Source organism: Breznakia pachnodae (assembly GCF_030814225.1).
In the GTDB taxonomy this organism is placed as follows: Bacteria; Bacillota_I; Bacilli_A; order Erysipelotrichales; family Erysipelotrichaceae; genus Breznakia; species Breznakia pachnodae.
Window position 1 is genome coordinate 1 of sequence record NZ_JAUSUR010000005.1, and the last position, 19,859, is coordinate 19,859.

20 protein-coding genes and 1 tRNA gene are annotated in these 19,859 nt (G+C 34.9%); 2 read left to right on the forward strand and 19 right to left on the reverse strand.

Annotated features, from left to right (window positions below; translation table 11 throughout):
- Positions 1-276 precede the first annotated feature (276 nt).
- A tRNA-Leu gene (locus tag J2S15_RS13030) sits at positions 277-363 on the forward strand.
- Positions 364-477: 114 nt separating this feature from the next.
- Here the strand turns inward: J2S15_RS13030 and J2S15_RS13035 are convergent.
- The 3 genes from J2S15_RS13035 to J2S15_RS13045 form a co-directional block, all read right to left on the reverse strand.
- Positions 478-1,725, reverse strand: coding sequence for a solute carrier family 23 protein (locus J2S15_RS13035; protein ID WP_370872551.1), 1,248 nt, complete (start codon positions 1,723-1,725; stop codon positions 478-480).
- A 139-nt stretch (positions 1,726-1,864) separates the two neighbouring features.
- The gene (gene ftsZ, locus J2S15_RS13040; protein WP_307409009.1) at positions 1,865-2,968 is read right to left on the reverse strand and encodes a cell division protein FtsZ; all 1,104 of its coding nucleotides are present in this window, start codon (positions 2,966-2,968) and stop codon (positions 1,865-1,867) included.
- Positions 2,969-2,992: 24 nt separating this feature from the next.
- Positions 2,993-4,228 (reverse strand): cell division protein FtsA, encoded by a 1,236-nt coding sequence (locus J2S15_RS13045; protein ID WP_307409010.1) that lies wholly within the window; start codon positions 4,226-4,228, stop codon positions 2,993-2,995.
- 196 nt (positions 4,229-4,424) lie between these two features.
- Here J2S15_RS13045 and rpmB point away from each other — a divergent pair, with 196 nt between their 5' ends.
- Positions 4,425-4,616, forward strand: coding sequence for a 50S ribosomal protein L28 (gene rpmB / locus J2S15_RS13050; protein ID WP_307409012.1), 192 nt, complete (start codon positions 4,425-4,427; stop codon positions 4,614-4,616).
- A 12-nt stretch (positions 4,617-4,628) separates the two neighbouring features.
- Here the strand turns inward: rpmB and J2S15_RS13055 are convergent, their stop codons facing one another.
- The 16 genes from J2S15_RS13055 to sufC all read right to left on the reverse strand — a co-directional run bounded on the left by J2S15_RS13055 (position 4,629) and on the right by sufC (position 19,847).
- Entirely contained in the window at positions 4,629-5,246 is a 618-nt protein-coding gene (locus tag J2S15_RS13055) for a thiamine diphosphokinase (protein ID WP_307409014.1), read from the reverse strand.
- Positions 5,234-5,899: a ribulose-phosphate 3-epimerase gene (gene rpe / locus J2S15_RS13060; RefSeq protein WP_307409017.1), complete on the reverse strand. Its 666-nt coding sequence runs from the start codon at positions 5,897-5,899 to the stop codon at positions 5,234-5,236. The genes J2S15_RS13055 and rpe overlap by 13 nt, the downstream gene beginning before the upstream one ends.
- Before the next feature lie 9 nt (positions 5,900-5,908).
- The gene (gene rsgA / locus J2S15_RS13065) at positions 5,909-6,772 is read right to left on the reverse strand and encodes a ribosome small subunit-dependent GTPase A (RefSeq protein ID WP_307409019.1); all 864 of its coding nucleotides are present in this window, start codon (positions 6,770-6,772) and stop codon (positions 5,909-5,911) included.
- A 6-nt stretch (positions 6,773-6,778) separates the two neighbouring features.
- A complete protein-coding gene (gene pknB, locus J2S15_RS13070) occupies positions 6,779-8,527 on the reverse strand; it encodes a Stk1 family PASTA domain-containing Ser/Thr kinase (RefSeq protein WP_307409021.1) in 1,749 nt (582 codons plus the stop codon).
- 1 nt (position 8,528) lies between these two features.
- Positions 8,529-9,260 carry a protein phosphatase 2C domain-containing protein gene (locus tag J2S15_RS13075; protein ID WP_307409023.1) on the reverse strand — a complete coding sequence of 244 codons (732 nt, stop codon included), beginning with the start codon at positions 9,258-9,260 and terminating at the stop codon, positions 8,529-8,531.
- The gene (gene rlmN / locus J2S15_RS13080) at positions 9,257-10,303 is read right to left on the reverse strand and encodes a dual-specificity RNA methyltransferase RlmN (RefSeq protein ID WP_307409024.1); all 1,047 of its coding nucleotides are present in this window, start codon (positions 10,301-10,303) and stop codon (positions 9,257-9,259) included. The genes J2S15_RS13075 and rlmN overlap by 4 nt, the downstream gene beginning before the upstream one ends.
- A gap of 62 nt (positions 10,304-10,365) precedes the next feature.
- A complete protein-coding gene (gene rsmB, locus J2S15_RS13085; RefSeq protein WP_307409025.1) occupies positions 10,366-11,619 on the reverse strand; it encodes a 16S rRNA (cytosine(967)-C(5))-methyltransferase RsmB in 1,254 nt (417 codons plus the stop codon).
- Between the two features lie 8 nt (positions 11,620-11,627).
- Complete coding sequence (gene priA / locus J2S15_RS13090) at positions 11,628-13,790, reverse strand: replication restart helicase PriA (RefSeq protein ID WP_307409026.1); 2,163 nt, start codon at positions 13,788-13,790, stop codon at positions 11,628-11,630.
- 71 nt (positions 13,791-13,861) lie between these two features.
- Positions 13,862-14,605: a class I SAM-dependent methyltransferase gene (locus J2S15_RS13095; protein ID WP_307409028.1), complete on the reverse strand. Its 744-nt coding sequence runs from the start codon at positions 14,603-14,605 to the stop codon at positions 13,862-13,864.
- 91 nt (positions 14,606-14,696) lie between these two features.
- Entirely contained in the window at positions 14,697-15,632 is a 936-nt protein-coding gene (locus tag J2S15_RS13100; RefSeq protein WP_307409030.1) for an SPFH domain-containing protein, read from the reverse strand.
- A gap of 1 nt (position 15,633) precedes the next feature.
- Positions 15,634-16,071, reverse strand: a complete 438-nt coding sequence (locus J2S15_RS13105; protein WP_307409032.1) for an NfeD family protein — start codon at positions 16,069-16,071, stop codon at positions 15,634-15,636.
- Between the two features lie 15 nt (positions 16,072-16,086).
- Positions 16,087-16,296, reverse strand: a complete 210-nt coding sequence (locus J2S15_RS13110) for a helix-turn-helix transcriptional regulator (RefSeq protein ID WP_307409034.1) — start codon at positions 16,294-16,296, stop codon at positions 16,087-16,089.
- Positions 16,297-16,308: 12 nt separating this feature from the next.
- Positions 16,309-16,662, reverse strand: a complete 354-nt coding sequence (locus J2S15_RS13115; protein ID WP_307409035.1) for a hypothetical protein — start codon at positions 16,660-16,662, stop codon at positions 16,309-16,311.
- A 138-nt stretch (positions 16,663-16,800) separates the two neighbouring features.
- Positions 16,801-18,222 carry a Fe-S cluster assembly protein SufB gene (sufB, locus tag J2S15_RS13120; protein ID WP_307409038.1) on the reverse strand — a complete coding sequence of 474 codons (1,422 nt, stop codon included), beginning with the start codon at positions 18,220-18,222 and terminating at the stop codon, positions 16,801-16,803.
- Between the two features lie 12 nt (positions 18,223-18,234).
- Positions 18,235-19,059: a SufD family Fe-S cluster assembly protein gene (locus tag J2S15_RS13125; RefSeq protein WP_307409040.1), complete on the reverse strand. Its 825-nt coding sequence runs from the start codon at positions 19,057-19,059 to the stop codon at positions 18,235-18,237.
- A gap of 11 nt (positions 19,060-19,070) precedes the next feature.
- Entirely contained in the window at positions 19,071-19,847 is a 777-nt protein-coding gene (sufC, locus tag J2S15_RS13130; protein ID WP_307409041.1) for a Fe-S cluster assembly ATPase SufC, read from the reverse strand.
- Between the last annotated feature and the right edge of the window lie 12 nt (positions 19,848-19,859).

The following is a 19,859-nucleotide window of genomic DNA, read 5'->3' on the forward strand; positions in this document are numbered from 1 at the left end:
TCAAAGATCTACCTTGCACTGTTTTTCGACCAATGTCTTCCAACCGTGCCTGTTTATAATACCAAATCTTTACACCTTATGTCAACACTTTTTTTTCATCTTTTTTATTTTCTTTTTTAAGATGTTTCTAAGCACTAACCTTCCAGTGGAAAGCCTATTTATAATATCACATATTAAATAATAATGAAACCCCAAAAAGAACAAAAATTTACTTTTTTTTCCAAATATTTTTTTATTGATATTTAATGCAAAACAATATATAATAAATAAGCAGTTGCCCGGGTGGTGAAATTGGTAGACGCAGTGGACTCAAAATCCACCGGTAGCAATACCGTGCCGGTTCGATTCCGGCCTCGGGCACCATAGTAAGAATTAAGGAACATCCATGGATGTTCCTTTTCTTATACCTTAATTACAACTACACTATATATAGAAAGAAAAAAACATTGATATTTAACATCAATGTTTTTTAGTATTTTATAACTCTACTTCATGTTCAGCATCAGCTGCTGGTAAAATCAGATTCAACACAACCCCTACAATTGCTGCTAAAGCTGTACCAGATAATTCTGCTACTTCACCTAATGGGAATACTGCCCCACCTAATCCAATGACTAACATTGCACTTGCAATGATAAGATTTCTTTGTTGAGAAAAGTCTACTTGGTTATCAACCAATACACGAAGACCGTTACTAGCAATAACTCCATATAGCATAATTCCCATTCCTCCTAATACACAATTAGGAATTGTTTGAATCGCTGCAGATACATATCCACTAAATGATAATACAATGGCAATAACTGCTGCACCCATAATAACATATACAGATCCAATTTTCGTCATACCGATAACTCCAGTATTTTCACCATAAGTTGTATTGGCTGGTCCACCAATAAATCCACTTACTGCCGTTGCGATACCATCACCCATCAACGTACGATCAAGACCTGGGTCTTTCAAGAAGTTTTTACCACAAATCTTCCCTAATACTGTATGGTCTCCAATGTGTTCAGAAATCGTTACAATTGCTACTGGTAGCATCGCAAGTGTTTCTGGTCCAAAATATAAATCATATTGTTTGAAGTCTCCAAGTGCAAACGGGAATGCAAATTCAGGAACTTGGAAGAAACTTGCTGTTTCAAAAGCACTGAAATCTATAATAGCCGGTCCAAACCCTAGCGTTGGCAACAACCAAGCAAAGAAGTATCCAACTACAATTGCACATAGGAATGGAATAATCTTAAAGAATCCCTTTGCCTTTGTGGAAATGAATGCTGCTGTTAAGAATGTAAGAATTGCAACTACAATTCCATTGAACTCTCCACCTTTTACAAAACCAGCATTAGAGATCGCACTACCTGCTAACCCTAAACCAATAACTGCAATCATTGGTCCAATAACAATTGGAGGCAGAATTTTATCAATCCAGTCTTTTCCGACCACTTTAATAATAAGTGCAACTGCTACGTAAACTAATCCTACTAATACTAGTCCGGTTTGAGCAGCCGAGATATCACCACCCATTGCTTGGACAGCATAAATTACAGCTGCAATATATGCGAATGATGACCCTAAGTATACTGGAACCTTTCTTTTCGTACAAAATACATAAATCAATGTTCCTACCCCAGAAGCAAAGATTGCTACTGATACTGGATATCCAGTAAGTATAGGTACAAGGATTGTTGCACCAAACATTGCAAATACATGCTGAATACTCATCAGCGCCCAAATCGACGGTTTTGGCTTTTCATCAATTTGAACTAATAAACTGTTCTTTTCTTCGGTTATGTTCTTATCACTCATATTTGTCCCCCTTTGATATAAACATTATAAAAATGGAGTCTCCTCCATTTTTAATTTACCTTTTCTTAAAGAATACTGGAATTCCATCATCCTCATCATCAATGTCTTCAACTTCTAAAGATGATGGTTTCGATGTTGTAGTCGTTGTACTCTTTGGAGCAAAATCAAATGTTTCCACTTTGATTTCTTTCGCTTCTGGCTTTTTAATCGCAACTGGCTCATCAAATCCTGTAGCAATTACAGTTACGATAATACGATCCTGCAATGCAGGGTTGATAGCAACTCCGAAAATTGTATCGATATCACCACCAGCAGCTTCTTTAATAAATTGGGTAGCATCATCAGCATCGTATAAACTAACTGATTCTCCACCTGTAATATTAATAATAGCTTTCTTCGCTCCAGTAATTTTTGCTTCCAATAATGGTGATTGAATTGCTTTCTCTGCTGCAACTCTTGCTTTATCTTCACCATCAGCCATACCAACACCAATAAGTGCTTTCCCTTGTTCTTTCATAATTGATTTTACATCTGCAAAATCCAAGTTAATAAGAGCTGGCGCAGCAATTAAATCAGTAATTGTCTGAACGCCTTGGCGAAGCACATTATCTGCCGCTTCAAATGCTTCGATTAAAGGTTTTCTTCCGATTACCTCTAATAAGTTATTATTAGATACTATAATTAATGAATCTACATTTTCTTTTAACTCACGTAATCCAGCTTCTGCCTGTTTTGTACGCGTACCACCTTCAAAGCTAAATGGCTTTGTAACGATACCAACAGTCAGTGCACCTTCCTCTTTTGCAATCTTTGCAAATAATGGAGCTGCCCCAGTACCAGTACCACCACCAAGTCCAGCAGTAACAAATACCATGTCACTACCCTTGATTGCTTCACGAATCTCTGCTTCTGTCTCCATTGCTGCTTTACGTCCAATTTCAGGATCCGATCCAGCACCTTGACCTTTTGTAACATTCATACCCAATACAATTTGGTTCTTTACAGGTGAAGTCCCCAAAACTTGTAAATCTGTATTTGCCACAAAGAATTCAACACCCTGAACTCCTTCATTTACCATTCTATTTACAGCGTTACAACCACCGCCTCCAACTCCGAAGACTTTAATCGTAACTACTTTTTTGAATTCTGTTTCACTCATTACCGCACATTCCTCTCTTTCCTGCTATTTATTTAATAATATCCTTTTTAGTTTCTTTGTAAAAGCATTGTCCTCATCTTTTTGCATTTCTCTAGTATTTGTTGCACTGTACTCTACTGTATCCGACTGCGCATTCAGCAGTTCCTGCCATTTCTTATGGCAATAGATAGAACCTAGAGTAGCTGCATAACAACCTTTTCTCACTCCAACTGTTGTTGGAAGATATACATTGGTTTCTAGATTAAAACGATCATTTAATATTTCTAAACCAACAATATCTGCACCTGAACCACTAATCACCATTTTTGAGGCTGGGTTCTCTGCAATCATTTCATTTGCACTATTTACATCTTCTATCCAACTACTTAACTCTTCATCAATTGCTTCATAAATTTCTTTTCTGGTGATTTGACGATGATCGTCTTTTTCTGACCAGATATAAACAATTGAATCATTTAAGTCTTTTGGTGCATAAATCGCTGATTCTTTCAGCAATGTCATACTTTCACGATAACTGAGTCGAAACTTTCTTCGAATTGCATTAGCAATTCTACTGTATCCATAATTCAAAGCTTCACATCCTAACAATCGCCCTTTGTAGAATAAAGCAAATCCTGTTTCACTTTTTTCTAAGTTCAGTAATACCACATAGTTATTCATTGAACTTTCAATAATCGCTGACTCTTCAGCAATTGCATAATTCTCTAAACATATATCCTGAACAACAATACCAGCAGATTCAATACATGTTACATAAGAATAAACTGTTTTCTGATTTACACAGATAAAGTCAACATCCATTGTAAGTACATCCGCTTGTTCATCTAATGGAATCGTTCTTGAAGAAATTCCTCCATTTGTATATTTAATAGATCCAATATTCACAAATTCATACCCTGGCATTTGAAATGTATCAATCGCTTTTTCAACACCTAATCTTGCATGTGCAAGTCTTATTCGTTTACTACCTTCTTCAATTGGAATGTTTACACGTCGCTTAATACATTTTACATCCACAGAAGGAATACATAATATAATACTTTTTATTCTAAAACCAAGTGCTTTCTCAATATCATCAAGTGCCTTCACAATTGCTGAAGTAACATTGTCCTGGTCTATAATTTTTTTATTCTCAATCCCAGAGGTTTTAACTCTCTCAGCTTTCAGTATATTGAAGCGTGACATATAAAATTCACCAACAATTAACCGAAGCTCATCTTCTGCTAATTCAATACTAGCATAATACTGTTTTGCTTGCATTGTTTACCTCCATCCTTACTATACTATATGATATCATATTTCATTATACAAAAAAACAAGTTTTTTCATAGAAAACAAAGAAAGTAAAACACACCAAATAACATTAATCAAAGAAAATACTCAGTTTCTTCTTGATTTTTATTTTAATAGATGATATTATAACCAAGCAGTAAAAAGTACGAAAGGAGGATTTCAGATGTCAAGAGTTTGTGCAATTACTGGCAAAGGGCCATTATCAGGAAATAAACGTTCTCACTCAATGCATGCTACAAGACGTAAATGGAACGTAAACTTGCAAACAGTAAAAGTGATGGTAGATGGAAAGCCAAAGAAAATCCGCGTTTCCGCTCGTGCTTTAAAAACATTAAAAGCAAAGAAAGCTATCTAATTAAAACACACTTTAATCAAGTGTGTTTTTTTTGTCTGCGCTTTGAATTACAATCAGAGTACCTTTTTTTATCTCTAAAATCGCCTCTGTATCAATAATTTCATTTGATAGAGTATAGATATCATGAAGATTCAGTTTGCGATCATACAGTGGGTATTCAACTCCTGTAATCGTTATTTCACTTTCACATACCGCAAACAAAGATAAATATTTCTTATGTTTTTGAATATGATGAGTTCCCTGCTCTAGTTTACTAATATGATTTTGCTCATCAACAATTGTGAAATGATACTCCTGAAATGCCAGCATATGATATACCGATAAGAAATGATCCAGACGACCTCCACTGACTCCAGTAATATAAACTTCATCATATCGTTCTAATGCAAACTTGATTGCATATTCACTGTCGCTTTCATTCTTTCGAACTGGAAGGTGTTCAATTGTTGTAATCTTTTCAAGTTCAGTTCTTCGCTTTTCACCAACAGAATCAAAATCACCAATTGCATAATCCATTGTAATGTTTTGCTCACTTAACAATAGAGCACCACCATCTACTCCAATATAATGAAAGTCTTTTTCTTTTTTGATTGACGTTGCTCTGTTAGCAACCAACATTACTTTTGACATTGTAAACTTTTCACCTTCTCCTTGATGTTCCCTTTAAATACATAGCTACCAGCTACAAGAACATCCACTCCTGCATCAATACACTTCTTACCTGTTACATCATTGATACCACCATCAACCTCTATCAGATAGTTGTATTGATCCTCTTTACGTTTGTTATCAAGATATGCAATGCGTTCTAATGAATCTTCCATAAATGATTGTCCACCAAACCCTGGATTCACACTCATAATCAAAACCAAATCAACATATTCCAAAATTGAATCTAACACTTCTACTGGTGTTGCTGGTTTAATACTGATTCCACATTTACATCCTTGCTTTTGAATTTCTTTGCATAAAACAATACACTCTTCAATCGAGTTCATTGCTTCATAATGGAAAGTAACCATATCTGCACCTTGTTCAATAAAAATCTTTGATACAAAGGTTGGGTCATCCACCATAATATGTACATCCATAAATAAGGATGTTTTCTTTTTAAAGCCTCTTAAAATATCTGGACCAAAGGTCAGATTAGGCACAAAGTGACCATCCATCACATCAAAATGTAACCATTTTGCATCACTTGCCATTAACTCTTCTAATTGTCTGTCTACCTCACTATAGTCCAAAGATAAAATCGATGGAGCAATTATAATCTCACTTTTCATAATGTTCTCCTATTTTTTTGTCTCTTTAATCATCTTTACAACTTCTAAATAATGTCGATATCGATAATCGACAATCTCTTTTCTCTCTACTGCTTCAATTACAGCACATTTTGGTTCATTGATATGAACACAATCATTAAATTTACATAACCCTGTATAAGGTTTAAAATCTTCAATGCTATGTGCTAATGTCAATACATCCAGACTTTCAAAATCTAATGATGAAAACCCCGGTGTATCAGCAATCCATCCGCCATTGATATAAAATAACTCAGTATGTCTTGTGGTATGTTTTCCTCTTCCAAGCGCTTTGGATATCTCTTGCGTTTTTATCTGCAACTGATCATCTATTCGATTCAACAGACTAGATTTGCCTGCACCACTTTGTCCAGTAAGCACACTTATTTTTCCTGTAAAAAGATTTTCAATTTCTTTTGTATCAAAATCTTTTCCAGTTGTCACCACTTCATAACCACTTTTTTTGTAGTCTTCAATATATTGATAAATTTCATCATTTTTATCTGGAACTAAATCCATTTTTGTTACACAAAGTAGTGGAGTAATCCCAGCATATGATATTAGAAATATCAATCGGTCAATTAATACCGTAGAAAAATCTGGATCTTTTGCACTCATTACAATAATTGCCTGATCAACATTCGCAATTAATGGTCGCACCAATTCGTTTTTTCTAGGGTATATTTTTTGTATCCCATACTTATCTTCAAATTCTTCAAAATCAATAATATCACCTACAATCGGGCTCTGCCCTTTACGCAGTTTCCCCATTGCTATTGCATCATATATCTCACCATCTGCATATAACTGATATTGATTTGAAATAATTCTGATAATTGTTCCTTTTCTTCTCATAGTTACCTATTCTTCATTTTCTTGTTCTTGATTTTGATCTTCATTGTTTTTCTCATAATAGTACAATTTTACAGTACTGTCCGTGGTCTGAGTATAGTGTTCTCCTGATTTAGGACTTTGGCTAATTACTACATTAAATTTATACTCAACCAAACCTTCAGGAACATCCTGAGCAATTAATTCAACCTTTACACCTTGATTCTCAAGTAATTGTTTTGCTGCTTCTGTACTCATTCCACTATAATTCACAAGTTGAATACTAATTGATTTGGATATTTTAAAGCGTATCTGTTTTGGAATCGTCGGATCAATCGCTTCACCTTCAGTCAAAAGTGACTGTTCCAAAATGATTCCTGCTGCTATATCCGTGCGTTCTTCGTAATCTTTCAAAACTTCAATTTTTGCACCAGCCATTGCTGCTTCTGCATCTTCTAATGACATATTTACATAATTGCCAACAATAAAATAAGTTCCTGTACTAATGGTCACTTTCACTTTAGAACCTTCGGTTACCCGTTCTCCCGATTTTGGAGATTGCTCATATATTAAATTTTCAGCAACATCGTTTGTCCTCTCATAAGTAATATCCTCAGATAATTCTAATCCGTATTGTGCTAGTAACTCTTCGGCTTTTTCTTTAGTTAAGCCATCTAAATTAGGAACATTCACATATTCTACAGGACTAAATCCATCGACAATTCCCATGTAATAAACAGCAAGCGTTCCACCAGCACCTAATAGTGCCAATGCTGCTACAACTGCAAGAATAATTTTATTACGTCGTTTCTTCTTACTATCGTCCTTTTTATCTTTACCATCTTTTTTATCTGTATCCTCTTTTGGAATTTTCGTTTTTGCTGTTCCATCAAACACCATCGTCCCACTTGAGGGTTCTTCTGCTTCATCAAATACAACCTTATCAACATTTGCAAATTCTTTCATCAGACACATGTTCAAATCAAACGTCATATCTTTTGTGCTTGCATAACGATAAACACGATTCTTTGCTGTTGCACGAATAATAATATTCTCAACACTTTGAGGAATCGTCTGATTAAACTCACGTACTGATGGCAATTCTTCACGCATATGTTTCATTGCAACCTGTACAGGGTTTTCTCCAGTAAACGGAACACTTCCTGTTAGCAGTTCATAGAATACAATCCCAAGTGCATAAATATCAATTTGTACAGTAGCCGTTTCTCCTCTTGTTGTCTCAGGTGCAATATAATGTGCACTACCTAGAACAGAATCGCTTTGAGTTAACTGCACTGCATCATGTGCCAATGCAATCCCAAAGTCAGTAATCTTAACTGTACCATCATCTTTGATTAATACGTTTTGTGGTTTAATATCACGGTGAATAATGTTGTTTTCATGTGCATGATTCACTGCATCTACTAATTGTTTCATAATCGCAACCGCTTCATCCACAGGAAGTGCTCCACGCTGACGAATTAGTTGTTTTAATGTTTTTCCTCTAATATACTCCATAACAATATAGTTTTTTCCATCATATTCACCTATATCGTATACTTCCACTACATTTGGATGATGTAATTTAGAAATTGCACTTGCTTCTCTTTGGAAACGTAGTAGTGATACTGGATCACTTCCAGCATCTCCACGAAGCACTTTTACTGCAACTTCTCGGTTTAAAATAGTGTCAATCGCCAGATAAACATCTGCCATTCCACCAGAACCAAGTGATGTCACTACCATATATCGGTTCGCAATCATATTTTTTTCACTCATTCTAGTTGTCCTCCTTCTCAGCTACAACAACACTAACGTTATCAAATCCACCAGTTTTGATACTCGCCTCAATTAGCTCATTTACTTTATCTTCGATTGAACAATTTTGCTCTAGTATATTGGAAATAATTGATGAGGATACAAACCCATGTAACCCATCACTACACACTAATAATAATTTGTAATCCTTTTTGATTTTATTAATTGTAGGAACCACTTTATTCCAAATACCTAAAGCTTTCGTTAACATGCCTCCTCTAGGATGTCTAGAGGCCTCACTGGCACTTACTTCTCCAGAATGAACAAGTTCACTTGCAAAGTTATGATCTTCTGTCAAAGCAATTAATTCATCATATATAGCATAGACTCTGCTATCACCACAGTGAAAGATAAATGTTGACTTTTTTGTTATCAATACTCCAGCAACTGTTGTTCCCATTCCTTTGTAATCCAGAGAACTTGTTGATTGAGTGAAAATAAGATCATTGGCTTTTGCTATCGCATCTTTTATCCATACATTATTTTCTTTATCACTTTTATATACTTTTTTATCCAAAAAGGATTGTTCTAATGATTCTTTAGCTAAAAGACTTGCAACATCACCAGCATTACCACCACCGATTCCATCACAGACGATAATAAAACTTTCACCGCTATCGTTTGTGTTGTAATAATAGGTATCCTGGTTTTGTTTACGAATCAGCCCAGTTTCACTTTTACCATATATTTTCATACTGCTTTTCCTTTCTTCATCTCATTTGCACGTAACTGTCCACATGCTGCATCTATATCACTTCCGTGTTCTTTACGTATCGTACAACGAACACCCAGTTTCATTAATGTGTCATAAAATTCCATTGCTGATTCTCGATCAACACCCTGATACCCTTGTTCATCTACTGCGTTATAAGGAATCAGATTGATGTAATAATGATGACCATGCAGTAACTTTGCAAGTTGTTTTGCATGTATCTTCTGATCATTTACACCTTTTAATAAGATATATTCAAATGTTAATCTGCGATTGTTTAGTTTCTCATAAGTATGCAAACTATCCATCAATGCCTTTAAAGGATATGCCTTATTTATCGGCATCAGTTCATTACGCAATTCATCATTTGGTGCATGCAGGGATACTGCAAGGTTATATTGATATTGTGCTTTCGCAAACTTTTCAATCATTGGGACAATTCCACATGTTGAAATTGTAATATGTCTTGCACCAATTGCTAAACCATTATCTTCATTGATAATACTTAAGAAGTTCATTACATTGTCATAGTTATCAAATGGTTCACCTGTTCCCATTACAACAACATGACTTACACGATCCTCTTCTTCATCTAATTCTTTTTGAATATACATTACCTGTGCAACCATTTCTGCAGTTGTAAGGTTACGTTGTTTCTTTAGTAATCCACTTGCACAGAATGTACACCCCATACTACAACCAACCTGCGTTGTTACACATACGCTTTTTCCATAATCAAATACCATTAAAACGGTTTCTACCAAACTACCATCTTCCAGCGAAAACAGATACTTGGCAGTGCCATCTTTAGATACTTGTTTCTTTACCAACTCTAAAGAAGATATCACAAAATTCTCTTTCAGTGTATCCCTAGTTTGTAAGTTTAAATCGCTCATCGCATCAAAATCAGTTACCCGATTGCGATAAAGCCATTTAAATATTTGTTTGCCTCGAAACTTTTTCCAGCCCTGAGCCAGTGCAAAGTCTTGCATTTCTTCGTAATTTAAATCATATAAACTTTTCATATTTTACCTTTATTTATTTTGTATATTATAGCATCAATTGGCTCTCTTTACATCATTACAGATTAAGAAACCTTTTTCAATTTTGCCATATAAAATCCATCACAGTTATATTCATAAGGGAAAATGGTTTTCTCTTCAATCAATTCCATGTTCTCCTGACGTTCTAAAAACTGCTTGATTTGTAATTCATTTTCTTTCTTATTTAGCGTACATGTGGAATAAACCATTATTCCATCCGCTTTTAACAACTTAATTCCTTCATCTAGCAATTCTTTCTGAATCGCTATGATTCCATCCATATCATCGCTTTGCATATGATACTTAATATCACTTTTTCCTTTTAGTACACCATACCCACTGCAAGGAGCATCAATTAAAACCTTGTCGAAACTTTCGTTTTCAAATTGCTCACTTGCTTTTGTTGCATCACAAGTCTGTGCATCAACATTGATACAACCTAACCGGCGCATTGTCGCTTTCAACAACTCAACACGGTGCTCATGTACATCAAGAGCAATAATCTTTCCACGATTGTTCATAAGTGCTGCCATATGCCCTGTTTTCGATCCAGGAGCTGCACACATATCCAATACCAAATCATCTTCACTTGGATTCAAGAAAGGCGCAATCATCTGACTAGCCTCATCTTGCACACTGATATAACCAAATTTAAACTCTTCTCTACTTGCAACACTCCCTTTATCGAAGGTAAGTGCTACATCACTCAGTTCACCATTATGATAACCCTCATACTTTGAAAGAAACTCTTCTTTTGAATTTTTAATGGTATTTACACGTACACTTTGTTTAGGTACATTTAATGCATCACGACAAATCTTCTCACATACTTCAGTTCCATATTGCTTGTTCCACATCTTTACAATCCAAAGTGGAAATGAAGTTTCAATCGCTAGTTTTTCATCTGCATCACCTGTAACTTCACGTTTTCCATTTTTTATTACTTTGCGCAAGATTGCATTTACAAAACTTACAAATCTTCCATCATATTTGCCTTTTGCAATTTCAACCGCTTCATTGGTAATCGCAAATGCTGGAACTCGTTCTAAATAAAGTAATTGATAAACACTCATATTAATTAGAATCTCAATTTCTTTTTTCACAATCTTTTCACAATATACTTTCCACTGATAATCCAGATAACGATAATTCTGTAAAGTCCCATACACAATGTTACTTATGAATGCTTTATCTTTTGTATCAAAATCTCTCATTCCATCTTTCAAAACAAGATGAGAGTATTTCTTGTGTATACATATATCTATCAACATTAAATATGCTTTTTTTCTTGCATCCATAAATTCTCCTACTCCATGTATAAAGGATTGATATCAATCTCTAATTTAGATTTGTGTTTATACTTCATATGTTTGTTCTGTACTTCTCTCACTACTTGAAGTAGTGCTTCAAAATCTTTACTCTTAAATACAATTCGCATTCGATGCTCATCATTTCTTCTTAATAATTCAACCGGTCCCAATTTCTTTACATCACTCACTGATAACGAGTCAGCAATTGTCATCACTTCATCATGTAACTGCTCTTCTTTTAATGAAGAAAAAATAATACTTGCCAGATATGAAAATGGAGGATAGTTACCTAAATGACGAAATTGCATTTCTTTCTTAAAGAACGTTGAATAGTCATTGTTTTGGGCACAGGTAATTGCATAATGTTTGCAATCATACACCTGAATTAGAACTTCCCCATTTTTTTCACCTCGACCACTTCGACCACTGGCTTGAACTAATAAGTCAAAGGTTAATTCAACACTTCGATAATCACTGCGTGATAGCAGTGCATCTCCATTCAGAATGCCCACTAATGTCACATTTTCGAAATCCAATCCTTTTGAAATCATTTGAGTTCCCACTAAAATATCATATTCATGATTACCAAACTTAGTTAATAACTTTTCATGGGCATTCTTATGTCTTGTTGTATCCGCATCCATTCGTAAGATTCTAGAACTTGGAAACATTTCTTGTAAATGTTCTTCTAACTTCTGCGTACCAAATCCCATATATTTTAGTCTTGTACTTCCACACTTGCTGCATACCTGAACAAATGGTTCATGATAGTCACACATATGACAGACAAGTTCATTTCTTGTTTTATGATAGTTAAGTGCTAAATCACAATGAGGACATTTCTTTACTTCACCACAATCAACACAACGTAATATTGGTGCATACCCTCTGCGATTCAACAGAATAATTACCTGTTCATTTTTAGCTAATCGCTCTTCTATTGCTTCACGCATTTCTTTACTAACCAAATAGTTTCCACTACTTCGCATACTTTGCTTCATATCAATTAGTTTAGTTTCGGGAACATTGTCATAAATACGTTTTGTTAGTTCCACCAATTGATAAACACCTTTATAAGCACGTGCATATGATTCCAATGAAGGTGTGGCACTTGCCAGCACAACTGGACAGTTATGATATTCCCCACGTTTAATTGCAATATCACGGCAATGATAACGTGGTGTACTATCTTGCTTATAACTTTGATCATGTTCTTCATCCATAATAATTAATCCTAAATTATCAAATGGCATAAAGGCAGCACTTCGAGTACCAACAACAATAGATACCTTTTTTTCGAACACTAATTTAAATTGTTCGTATTTCTCTTGGTTATTCAAAGAAGAATGATAGATTGCAACTGCTTTACCAAATCTTCCCTTTACTCTGGAAACCATTTGTGGAGTCAATGAAATTTCAGGAACTAAAATCAATACTTGTTTCCCTTCATCCAGCACTTCTTTTGCCAAGTGTAAAAACACTTCTGTTTTTCCACTTCCAGTTACTCCATGTAACAAGTGAACACCATAGCCCTTTTTACTTCTAATCATATCCACAGCTGTCTGTTGTTCTTGATTCAAATCCATAGGCGAATAAGTTTCAATTACATCATCCAAGTCAGCACTTCGCTCTTCTTGCGATAATTCTACAACACCTAATTCTTCTAAACGTTTCAGGCAACTAAAGTGCTGATTAAACTCACTTCGTTTTACTTTCTTATGCTCTCTCATATACTCGATTGCATCTTGCTGACGTTTCCCTTTTACAATCATTTCCTGAACAAAGGTAACATATACTTCTGTTCGTACATGATGGTCGGTTGATTTTGGTTTTAACTTTGCTGGAAGCATAGCCTGAAAACAACTAATCAAAGGGGCAACGCAAATCTTTGCCATATAGGATGCTAAATCAAACGCTTCCTCATTCAACAATGGATACTCATCTATTCGCTCTTTCACATAGGAAAGTGAATATCCTAAATTTGCTACATCCTCATTGGCCATCTCACTGACTGCAACTACAAATCCTATTACATCACGCCCTGCAAAATTTACTTTTACTCGCATTCCAACTTCAACCGAAGGGTCTTCGCAGGCATAGCGAAAACTGCGATCAATCGCAGAAGCACTATATTCAATATATATATCAGCTACTCGCATATACCCACCACTTTTCTATGTAATATCATACCATATCTGAATGAGAAAAAAAGAAGTTTCCTTCAGATGATTTATTTATAAGCAACGACTCTTAAACGTCGATAATCTAATATCCACTTCGTTTCATCCCATAAGTCTTTTTCAACATATTTAGCCAATAACTCCAGGATTTCTTTCTGGATGTTTTCGTCAAAATTTTCAAGTTCATTCTGATAGAACTGACGAATCCATAAATCTAAACTACTTCTTCCTGCATCTAGTTGCGTTGGACGATCGTAATCATATATCACTTCTATTTTAAAACCATGTTTCTCTAATATCCTTTGAAATGATTCAACTGTAGGAAAGGTAAACTTTGAATGATACTCATACCCATACTCAGCAACTGCTTTGGTGAATCCTTCTTCAATTTTTTGAATGTTTCCATAAGCACCAAATTCGCAAACCAAAATTCCCCCATCCTTCAAAGAACGATAAATATTCTTTATCAATAAATCTTGATTGTTTATCCAATGAAACACCGCATTTGAAAAGACAACATCCCATCGTTCTTTATCATTGATTTCTAGTGCATCCATGTATTTGAAATCTAGGTTTGGATATTGATGTTTCGCTTTCTCAATCATTGTATTTGAACCATCAATCCCCAGTATATAACCACATCGTTTTGAAAGTGTATTGCACAATACACCAGTTCCACAACCAATATCCAAAATTGCATTTGTATCATTAATTGGTACCAGATTAATCAGGTCCATTCCATACTCTGATACAAAATGATGTTTGTTATCGTATAGTGTTGAATCCCACTTCATTTGCTTACCTCCATTTTTAGATGTGGTTATTGTATCACATCTAAAAACAAACACCACTATTTGTGATGTTTGTTGATTGAATATTCGTTTACTATTCAGCTGGTGTATCAGAACCCATTACTTCCTTAAGTGAAGCAGCTAAACCTGTTAGCTTTTGAATTTCACTAGGAATAATTAATTTTGTTGATTTACCATTTGCAACTTTAGCAAGTGCTTCAAGTTCTTTAATCTTAACTGTTCCAGCATTAACTTCCGCATGAGACATTGCAGTAAGTCCATCAGCAGTTGCTTGTTGAACTTCACGAATTGCTTGTGCTTGTCCTTCCGCTTCAAGAATCATCGCTTTTTGACGACCTTCTGCTTCACGGATTTGACGTTCCTTGAATGCTTCCGCTTCAAGAATTGTAGCATCTTTCTTACCTTCAGCAATTAATACTTGGGATTTCTTTTCCCCTTCTGCTCTTAAGATTGATTCACGTCTTTCACGTTCTGCCTTCATTTGTTTTTCCATTGCATCTTGAATTTCACGTGGTGGAAGAATGTTCTTAACCTCCACACGGTTAACCTTAATTCCCCATTTATCCGTAGCTTCATCCAAGATTGAACGCATTTGTGTATTAATAACATCTCTAGATGTTAATGTACCATCTAAATCCAAATCCCCAATTAAGTTACGTAATGTAGTAGCAGTTAAGTTTTCAACCGCCATCATTGGGTTGTTTACTCCATATGCATATAATTTAGAATCTGTTACTTGGAAATATACAACTGTATCAATTTGCATTGTAACGTTATCTTTTGTAATAACTGGTTGTGGTGGAAAATCTACCACGTGTTCCTTTAATGAAATCTTCTTTGCGATTCTTTCAATAAATGGAACTAAAAAGTGAAGTCCTGTTGTCCAAGTAACGCGATATGTACCTAAACGTTCAATTACATAAGATTCCGATTGATTAACAATCTTTACGTGGAATCCAACGAATGCAATAATTGCAATTACAAATACCAATAAAATAATCCATTCCATATTATCTTTCCTCCCGAGTGACAATAACCTTTACACCCTCTATCTGTTTTACAACAACTTCCATACCTTTTGTTAATTCAAGGTCATCGCTTGTTTTTGCTGCCCAGTCCATACCTTCGATTAATACACGCCCTTCTTTTGTTAAAGGATCAAAATCGTTCATTACAATTGCTGTTTTTCCAATAATTTCATCAGCATTTGTAGAAATTGTCGTTGTATTTAGTCGTTTCATTGCATATGGTCTTAAAACTATAAGTGTTGCAACCGATATAATTATAAATACTACTAATTGTATAGAAAAGTCAATACCTAAATAACTTAAGAATACACAAATTAGACTCGCGGTAGCAAACCAAATAGCTACAAGCTGCTGTGTTGCGACCTCAACGGCACATATTACGAAGAATATAATAATCCATCCATAAAAAACTGTATCCATAGATTACCTCCTTTTTTAATCAAAATAAAATAAATCTTCAAATTTCTTTTCCAACGCAATGCACAAGATAAGTGCTAACTTTGCAGTTGGATTAAACTGCCCTGTTTCAATTGAAGAAATTGTCTGTCTAGAAACTCCAACCCAATCTGCTAGATCCGCCTGTGACCAACCTTTTTCTAACCTGGCTTCTTTAAGGTGATTCCTTAATATTAATTTGCCATCCAAGATATCACCTTATCATATTCCAAACCATCCGATATACCCAATCAGTGTAACGACTAAGAAGATTAATACATATACACCAGTTAAAGCATACATTCGATTGTTTGAAATACGCGCTTTCTGAAATGACATAAAGATAAAAGAAATTCCTACTGGCCACAAGATAATATAATAAGCATGAAAATGAATTCCTAAAATATCAATTCGAACTTCCGGGTTGCTAAGCATCAGTATCGTTGCAAGAAGTAAAGTTCCAGCAATCGAAACTAAGTAACCATAATAAAATGATTTTTCATCCAAATAACGTTCATACAGATTCTTTCCTTTGAAACTCTCTTTACTCTTCTTCAGTATTTCATCTCTATCCACAGCCACCCTCCTTTTTTTGACAAGTTTTCTTGACACCTATATCATACTACTGCCAAGTTTTCTTGTCAATAGATTGTGACAAGTTTTCTTGACAAAAGAAAAGAAGCAATCAATGACTGCTCCTTCATAAATATTTAACTAACCTACAGAATCTTCCATCTGCATTCGCATTAGCTGATTCAACTCTACCGCATATTCCATTGGCAACTCTCTAGTAAATGGTTCTAGAAATCCCATAATAATGGTTTCTGATGCTTGCTCTTCACTTAACCCTCTACTCATCAGATAGAATATCTCTTCCTCTGATATCTTGGTTACACATGCTTCGTGTTCAACAATCGACTTGCTGTTATTCACAACATTCAGGGGTTTGGTATCACTTGTTGAAATATCATCTAAAATCAAGGTATCACATTCTACTTTGGTTTTTGCATACAAGGCTTTTTCATCATGTTTCACAATTCCTCGATAATTAACTGCACCACCATTTCTTGATACAGACTTCGATATTATCGAACTTTGTGTATATGGAGCTAAATGAATCATTTTCGCTCCTGCATCCTGTAATTGGTTTTTGCTACCAACTGCAATTGAAATTACCATTCCATGCGCTCGTTCTCCAGCAAGTACACAACAAGGATATTTCATCGTCTGTCTTGAACCAATGTTTCCATCAATCCATTCCATTGTACCATTCTCATGTACATACGCTCGTTGTGTAACTAAGTTTAATACATTACTAGACCAGTTTTGAATTGTTGTATAACGGCATTTTGCATCTTTATGTACAATAATTTCAATAACACCAGAATGTAGTGAATCCTTCGAATAGATTGGAGCAGTACAACCTTCTACATAATGTACATCAGCACCTTCATCAACAATAATCAAAGTACGTTCAAACTGACCTAATCCTTCCGAATTAATTCTAAAGTAAGATTGTAGTGGTCGATCTAACTTTACTCCTTTAGGAATATAGATAAATGCTCCACCAGACCAGCATGCAGTATTTAACGCTGCTAATTTATTGTCATCATGAGGTACAATTGTCCCAAAGAATTCTTTGAATATTTCTGGATACTTCTTTAAACCACTATCTGTATCCATAAAAATAACACCTTTATCTTCTACCTCTTTCAACATACTTTGATAGACAACTTCACTTTCATACTGTGTTGATACTCCCGCAAGAAAGTCTCTTTCTGCTTCTGGGATTCCTAATCTCTGGAAGGTTGTTCTAATTTCATCTGGAACATCATCCCACTTTGTTTTAGGACGATCACTTGGTTTTACATAATACACAAAACTATTCCAGTCAATTTTCGTGAAATCAACACCAAACGTTGGATCATCCATTTCCATAAAGGCGCGATACCCTTCCAGACGTTTTTCAAGCATCCACTCTGGTTCTTCTTTCATTTTTGATATTGTTCTTACAACTTCTTCACTTAACCCTGCAGAAGTCTTAAAAACCGATATATCTTTATCCTTAAAGTCATATGCATACTCTTCATCTGGGAGTAAATCGTAGTCACTGACTTGTTCTTTATTTTCTTTCATCGTTTCACCACCTTACGCTATCCATACTTGTTCAATTTTATTATGAATCAGGTCAGTGATATGTTCCTTCACGTCATCTTCCATATCTTCAACTGCAATTAACAAGTATCCTAAAATTAATAGCTTTAACGCTTCACCTTTTGATAATCCTCTTGATTGCAAATAATAGATTTCTTCTGGGTTTGGTTGTCCCATTGTACATGCATGTGATGCAGCGACATCATTTTCATCAATCAACAACTCTGGTGCAACACTTGATTGTAAGTGGTTTGAGAGATTTAATACTCTTGTAACCTGATGCGTTTCTGATTTTTTATGCCCTTGGAATATATGCCCTACCACTTTCATATTGAATACACTGTTTTCTAAACCTACAGCATAATTATCTAATTGAGCCGTTGTATGATGATCAAAATGATGAGCATACATCTTCCAATCCATTTCATTTTCAATAATATTTGCACTTCTGGCATGAACATTACTACCTTGTTCATTCAAAGCAAATGTTGTGACTTTCTTATGCTTTCCATTAGAAAATTCTATAAAACTAGCAAAAAGATCAGAGTTCCGTTTTAAATCAAACGTTTCTTTTATTTCTAGTTTATCATCACTATAATTGACCCATAAATAAGTTAACAGAGAATCCTCTGCTACCGTTATATTCAAATCAAGTATTCCTTCTCCATATATATTAACAATCAGTAAACTTTCGCTGTTTGGTTTATTTTCTATTTTAAGATTTAAGCTATTCTCAACATATACATCAAAGGTCGTTTTTGTATCTTCATCACATTCAACAAATGTATCACTTCTGATTTCTAAATTTGTCTCTTTCATAAACATACGACCTATTCATTACTTTCCATATTTTTATAATCAATGCCTAATTCTTTTTCAATCCAATCGTATCCATATTTATCAATACGATTTACTAAACTGCCATCACTATCAAGTACAATTCTTCCATCAATCATTACATGTGAATGTGTTGGTTGAATAAGTTCAAAGAAACGCTCATAATGCGATACAATCATAAGACCGCAATTACGCTTGCCAATTTCTTCTTTTACTACTTTCGCAACAATCCGTAATGCATCTATATCCAACCCGGAATCAATTTCATCTAACATTACAATATCTGGTTTCAGCAGTAACATCTGTAAGATTTCATTACGCTTCTTCTCTCCTCCACTAAATCCTTCATTTAAAAAACGGTGAGCTAAGTCTGGGTTCATCTGCAATCTATCTATCGCGTCTTCCATTTCCTTAATAAATGTAAATAAGGGAATTGGTTTTTCTCTTCGCGCATTGATTGCAGCTCTCATGAAGTCAGAGTTTGTAACACCAGATACCTCCACAGGATATTGCATCCCTAGAAAGAGTCCAGCCTTGTTACGCTCATCAACTTCCATCTCCAGTACATTCTCACCGTTAAATGTGATTGTTCCTTTTGTCACTTCATAATTGGGATTTCCCATTATCGTAGACAAGAGGGTTGATTTACCATTACCATTCGGTCCCATAATGGCATGTATTTCATTCTCGCAGACCGTTAGATTTACTCCTTTCAATATTTCTTTTTCATCTATAGAAACATGAAGATCTTTTATTTCTAATTTCTTCATATAATTACCTCC

Coding starts and splice junctions, on each gene's coding strand:
- J2S15_RS13035 (WP_370872551.1), bottom strand. CDS start 1,725: ATGAGTATTCAGCATGTATTTGCAATGTTTGGTGCAACAATCCTTGTA.
- ftsZ (WP_307409009.1), bottom strand. CDS start 2,968: ATGAGTGAAACAGAATTCAAAAAAGTAGTTACGATTAAAGTCTTCGGA.
- J2S15_RS13045 (WP_307409010.1), bottom strand. CDS start 4,228: ATGCAAGCAAAACAGTATTATGCTAGTATTGAATTAGCAGAAGATGAG.
- rpmB (WP_307409012.1), top strand. CDS start 4,425: ATGTCAAGAGTTTGTGCAATTACTGGCAAAGGGCCATTATCAGGAAAT.
- J2S15_RS13055 (WP_307409014.1), bottom strand. CDS start 5,246: ATGTCAAAAGTAATGTTGGTTGCTAACAGAGCAACGTCAATCAAAAAA.
- rpe (WP_307409017.1), bottom strand. CDS start 5,899: ATGAAAAGTGAGATTATAATTGCTCCATCGATTTTATCTTTGGACTAT.
- rsgA (WP_307409019.1), bottom strand. CDS start 6,772: ATGAGAAGAAAAGGAACAATTATCAGAATTATTTCAAATCAATATCAG.
- pknB (WP_307409021.1), bottom strand. CDS start 8,527: ATGAGTGAAAAAAATATGATTGCGAACCGATATATGGTAGTGACATCA.
- J2S15_RS13075 (WP_307409023.1), bottom strand. CDS start 9,260: ATGAAAATATATGGTAAAAGTGAAACTGGGCTGATTCGTAAACAAAAC.
- rlmN (WP_307409024.1), bottom strand. CDS start 10,303: ATGAAAAGTTTATATGATTTAAATTACGAAGAAATGCAAGACTTTGCA.
- rsmB (WP_307409025.1), bottom strand. CDS start 11,619: ATGGATGCAAGAAAAAAAGCATATTTAATGTTGATAGATATATGTATA.
- priA (WP_307409026.1), bottom strand. CDS start 13,790: ATGCGAGTAGCTGATATATATATTGAATATAGTGCTTCTGCGATTGAT.
- J2S15_RS13095 (WP_307409028.1), bottom strand. CDS start 14,605: ATGAAGTGGGATTCAACACTATACGATAACAAACATCATTTTGTATCA.
- J2S15_RS13100 (WP_307409030.1), bottom strand. CDS start 15,632: ATGGAATGGATTATTTTATTGGTATTTGTAATTGCAATTATTGCATTC.
- J2S15_RS13105 (WP_307409032.1), bottom strand. CDS start 16,071: ATGGATACAGTTTTTTATGGATGGATTATTATATTCTTCGTAATATGT.
- sufB (WP_307409038.1), bottom strand. CDS start 18,222: ATGAAAGAAAATAAAGAACAAGTCAGTGACTACGATTTACTCCCAGAT.
- J2S15_RS13125 (WP_307409040.1), bottom strand. CDS start 19,059: ATGAAAGAGACAAATTTAGAAATCAGAAGTGATACATTTGTTGAATGT.
- sufC (WP_307409041.1), bottom strand. CDS start 19,847: ATGAAGAAATTAGAAATAAAAGATCTTCATGTTTCTATAGATGAAAAA.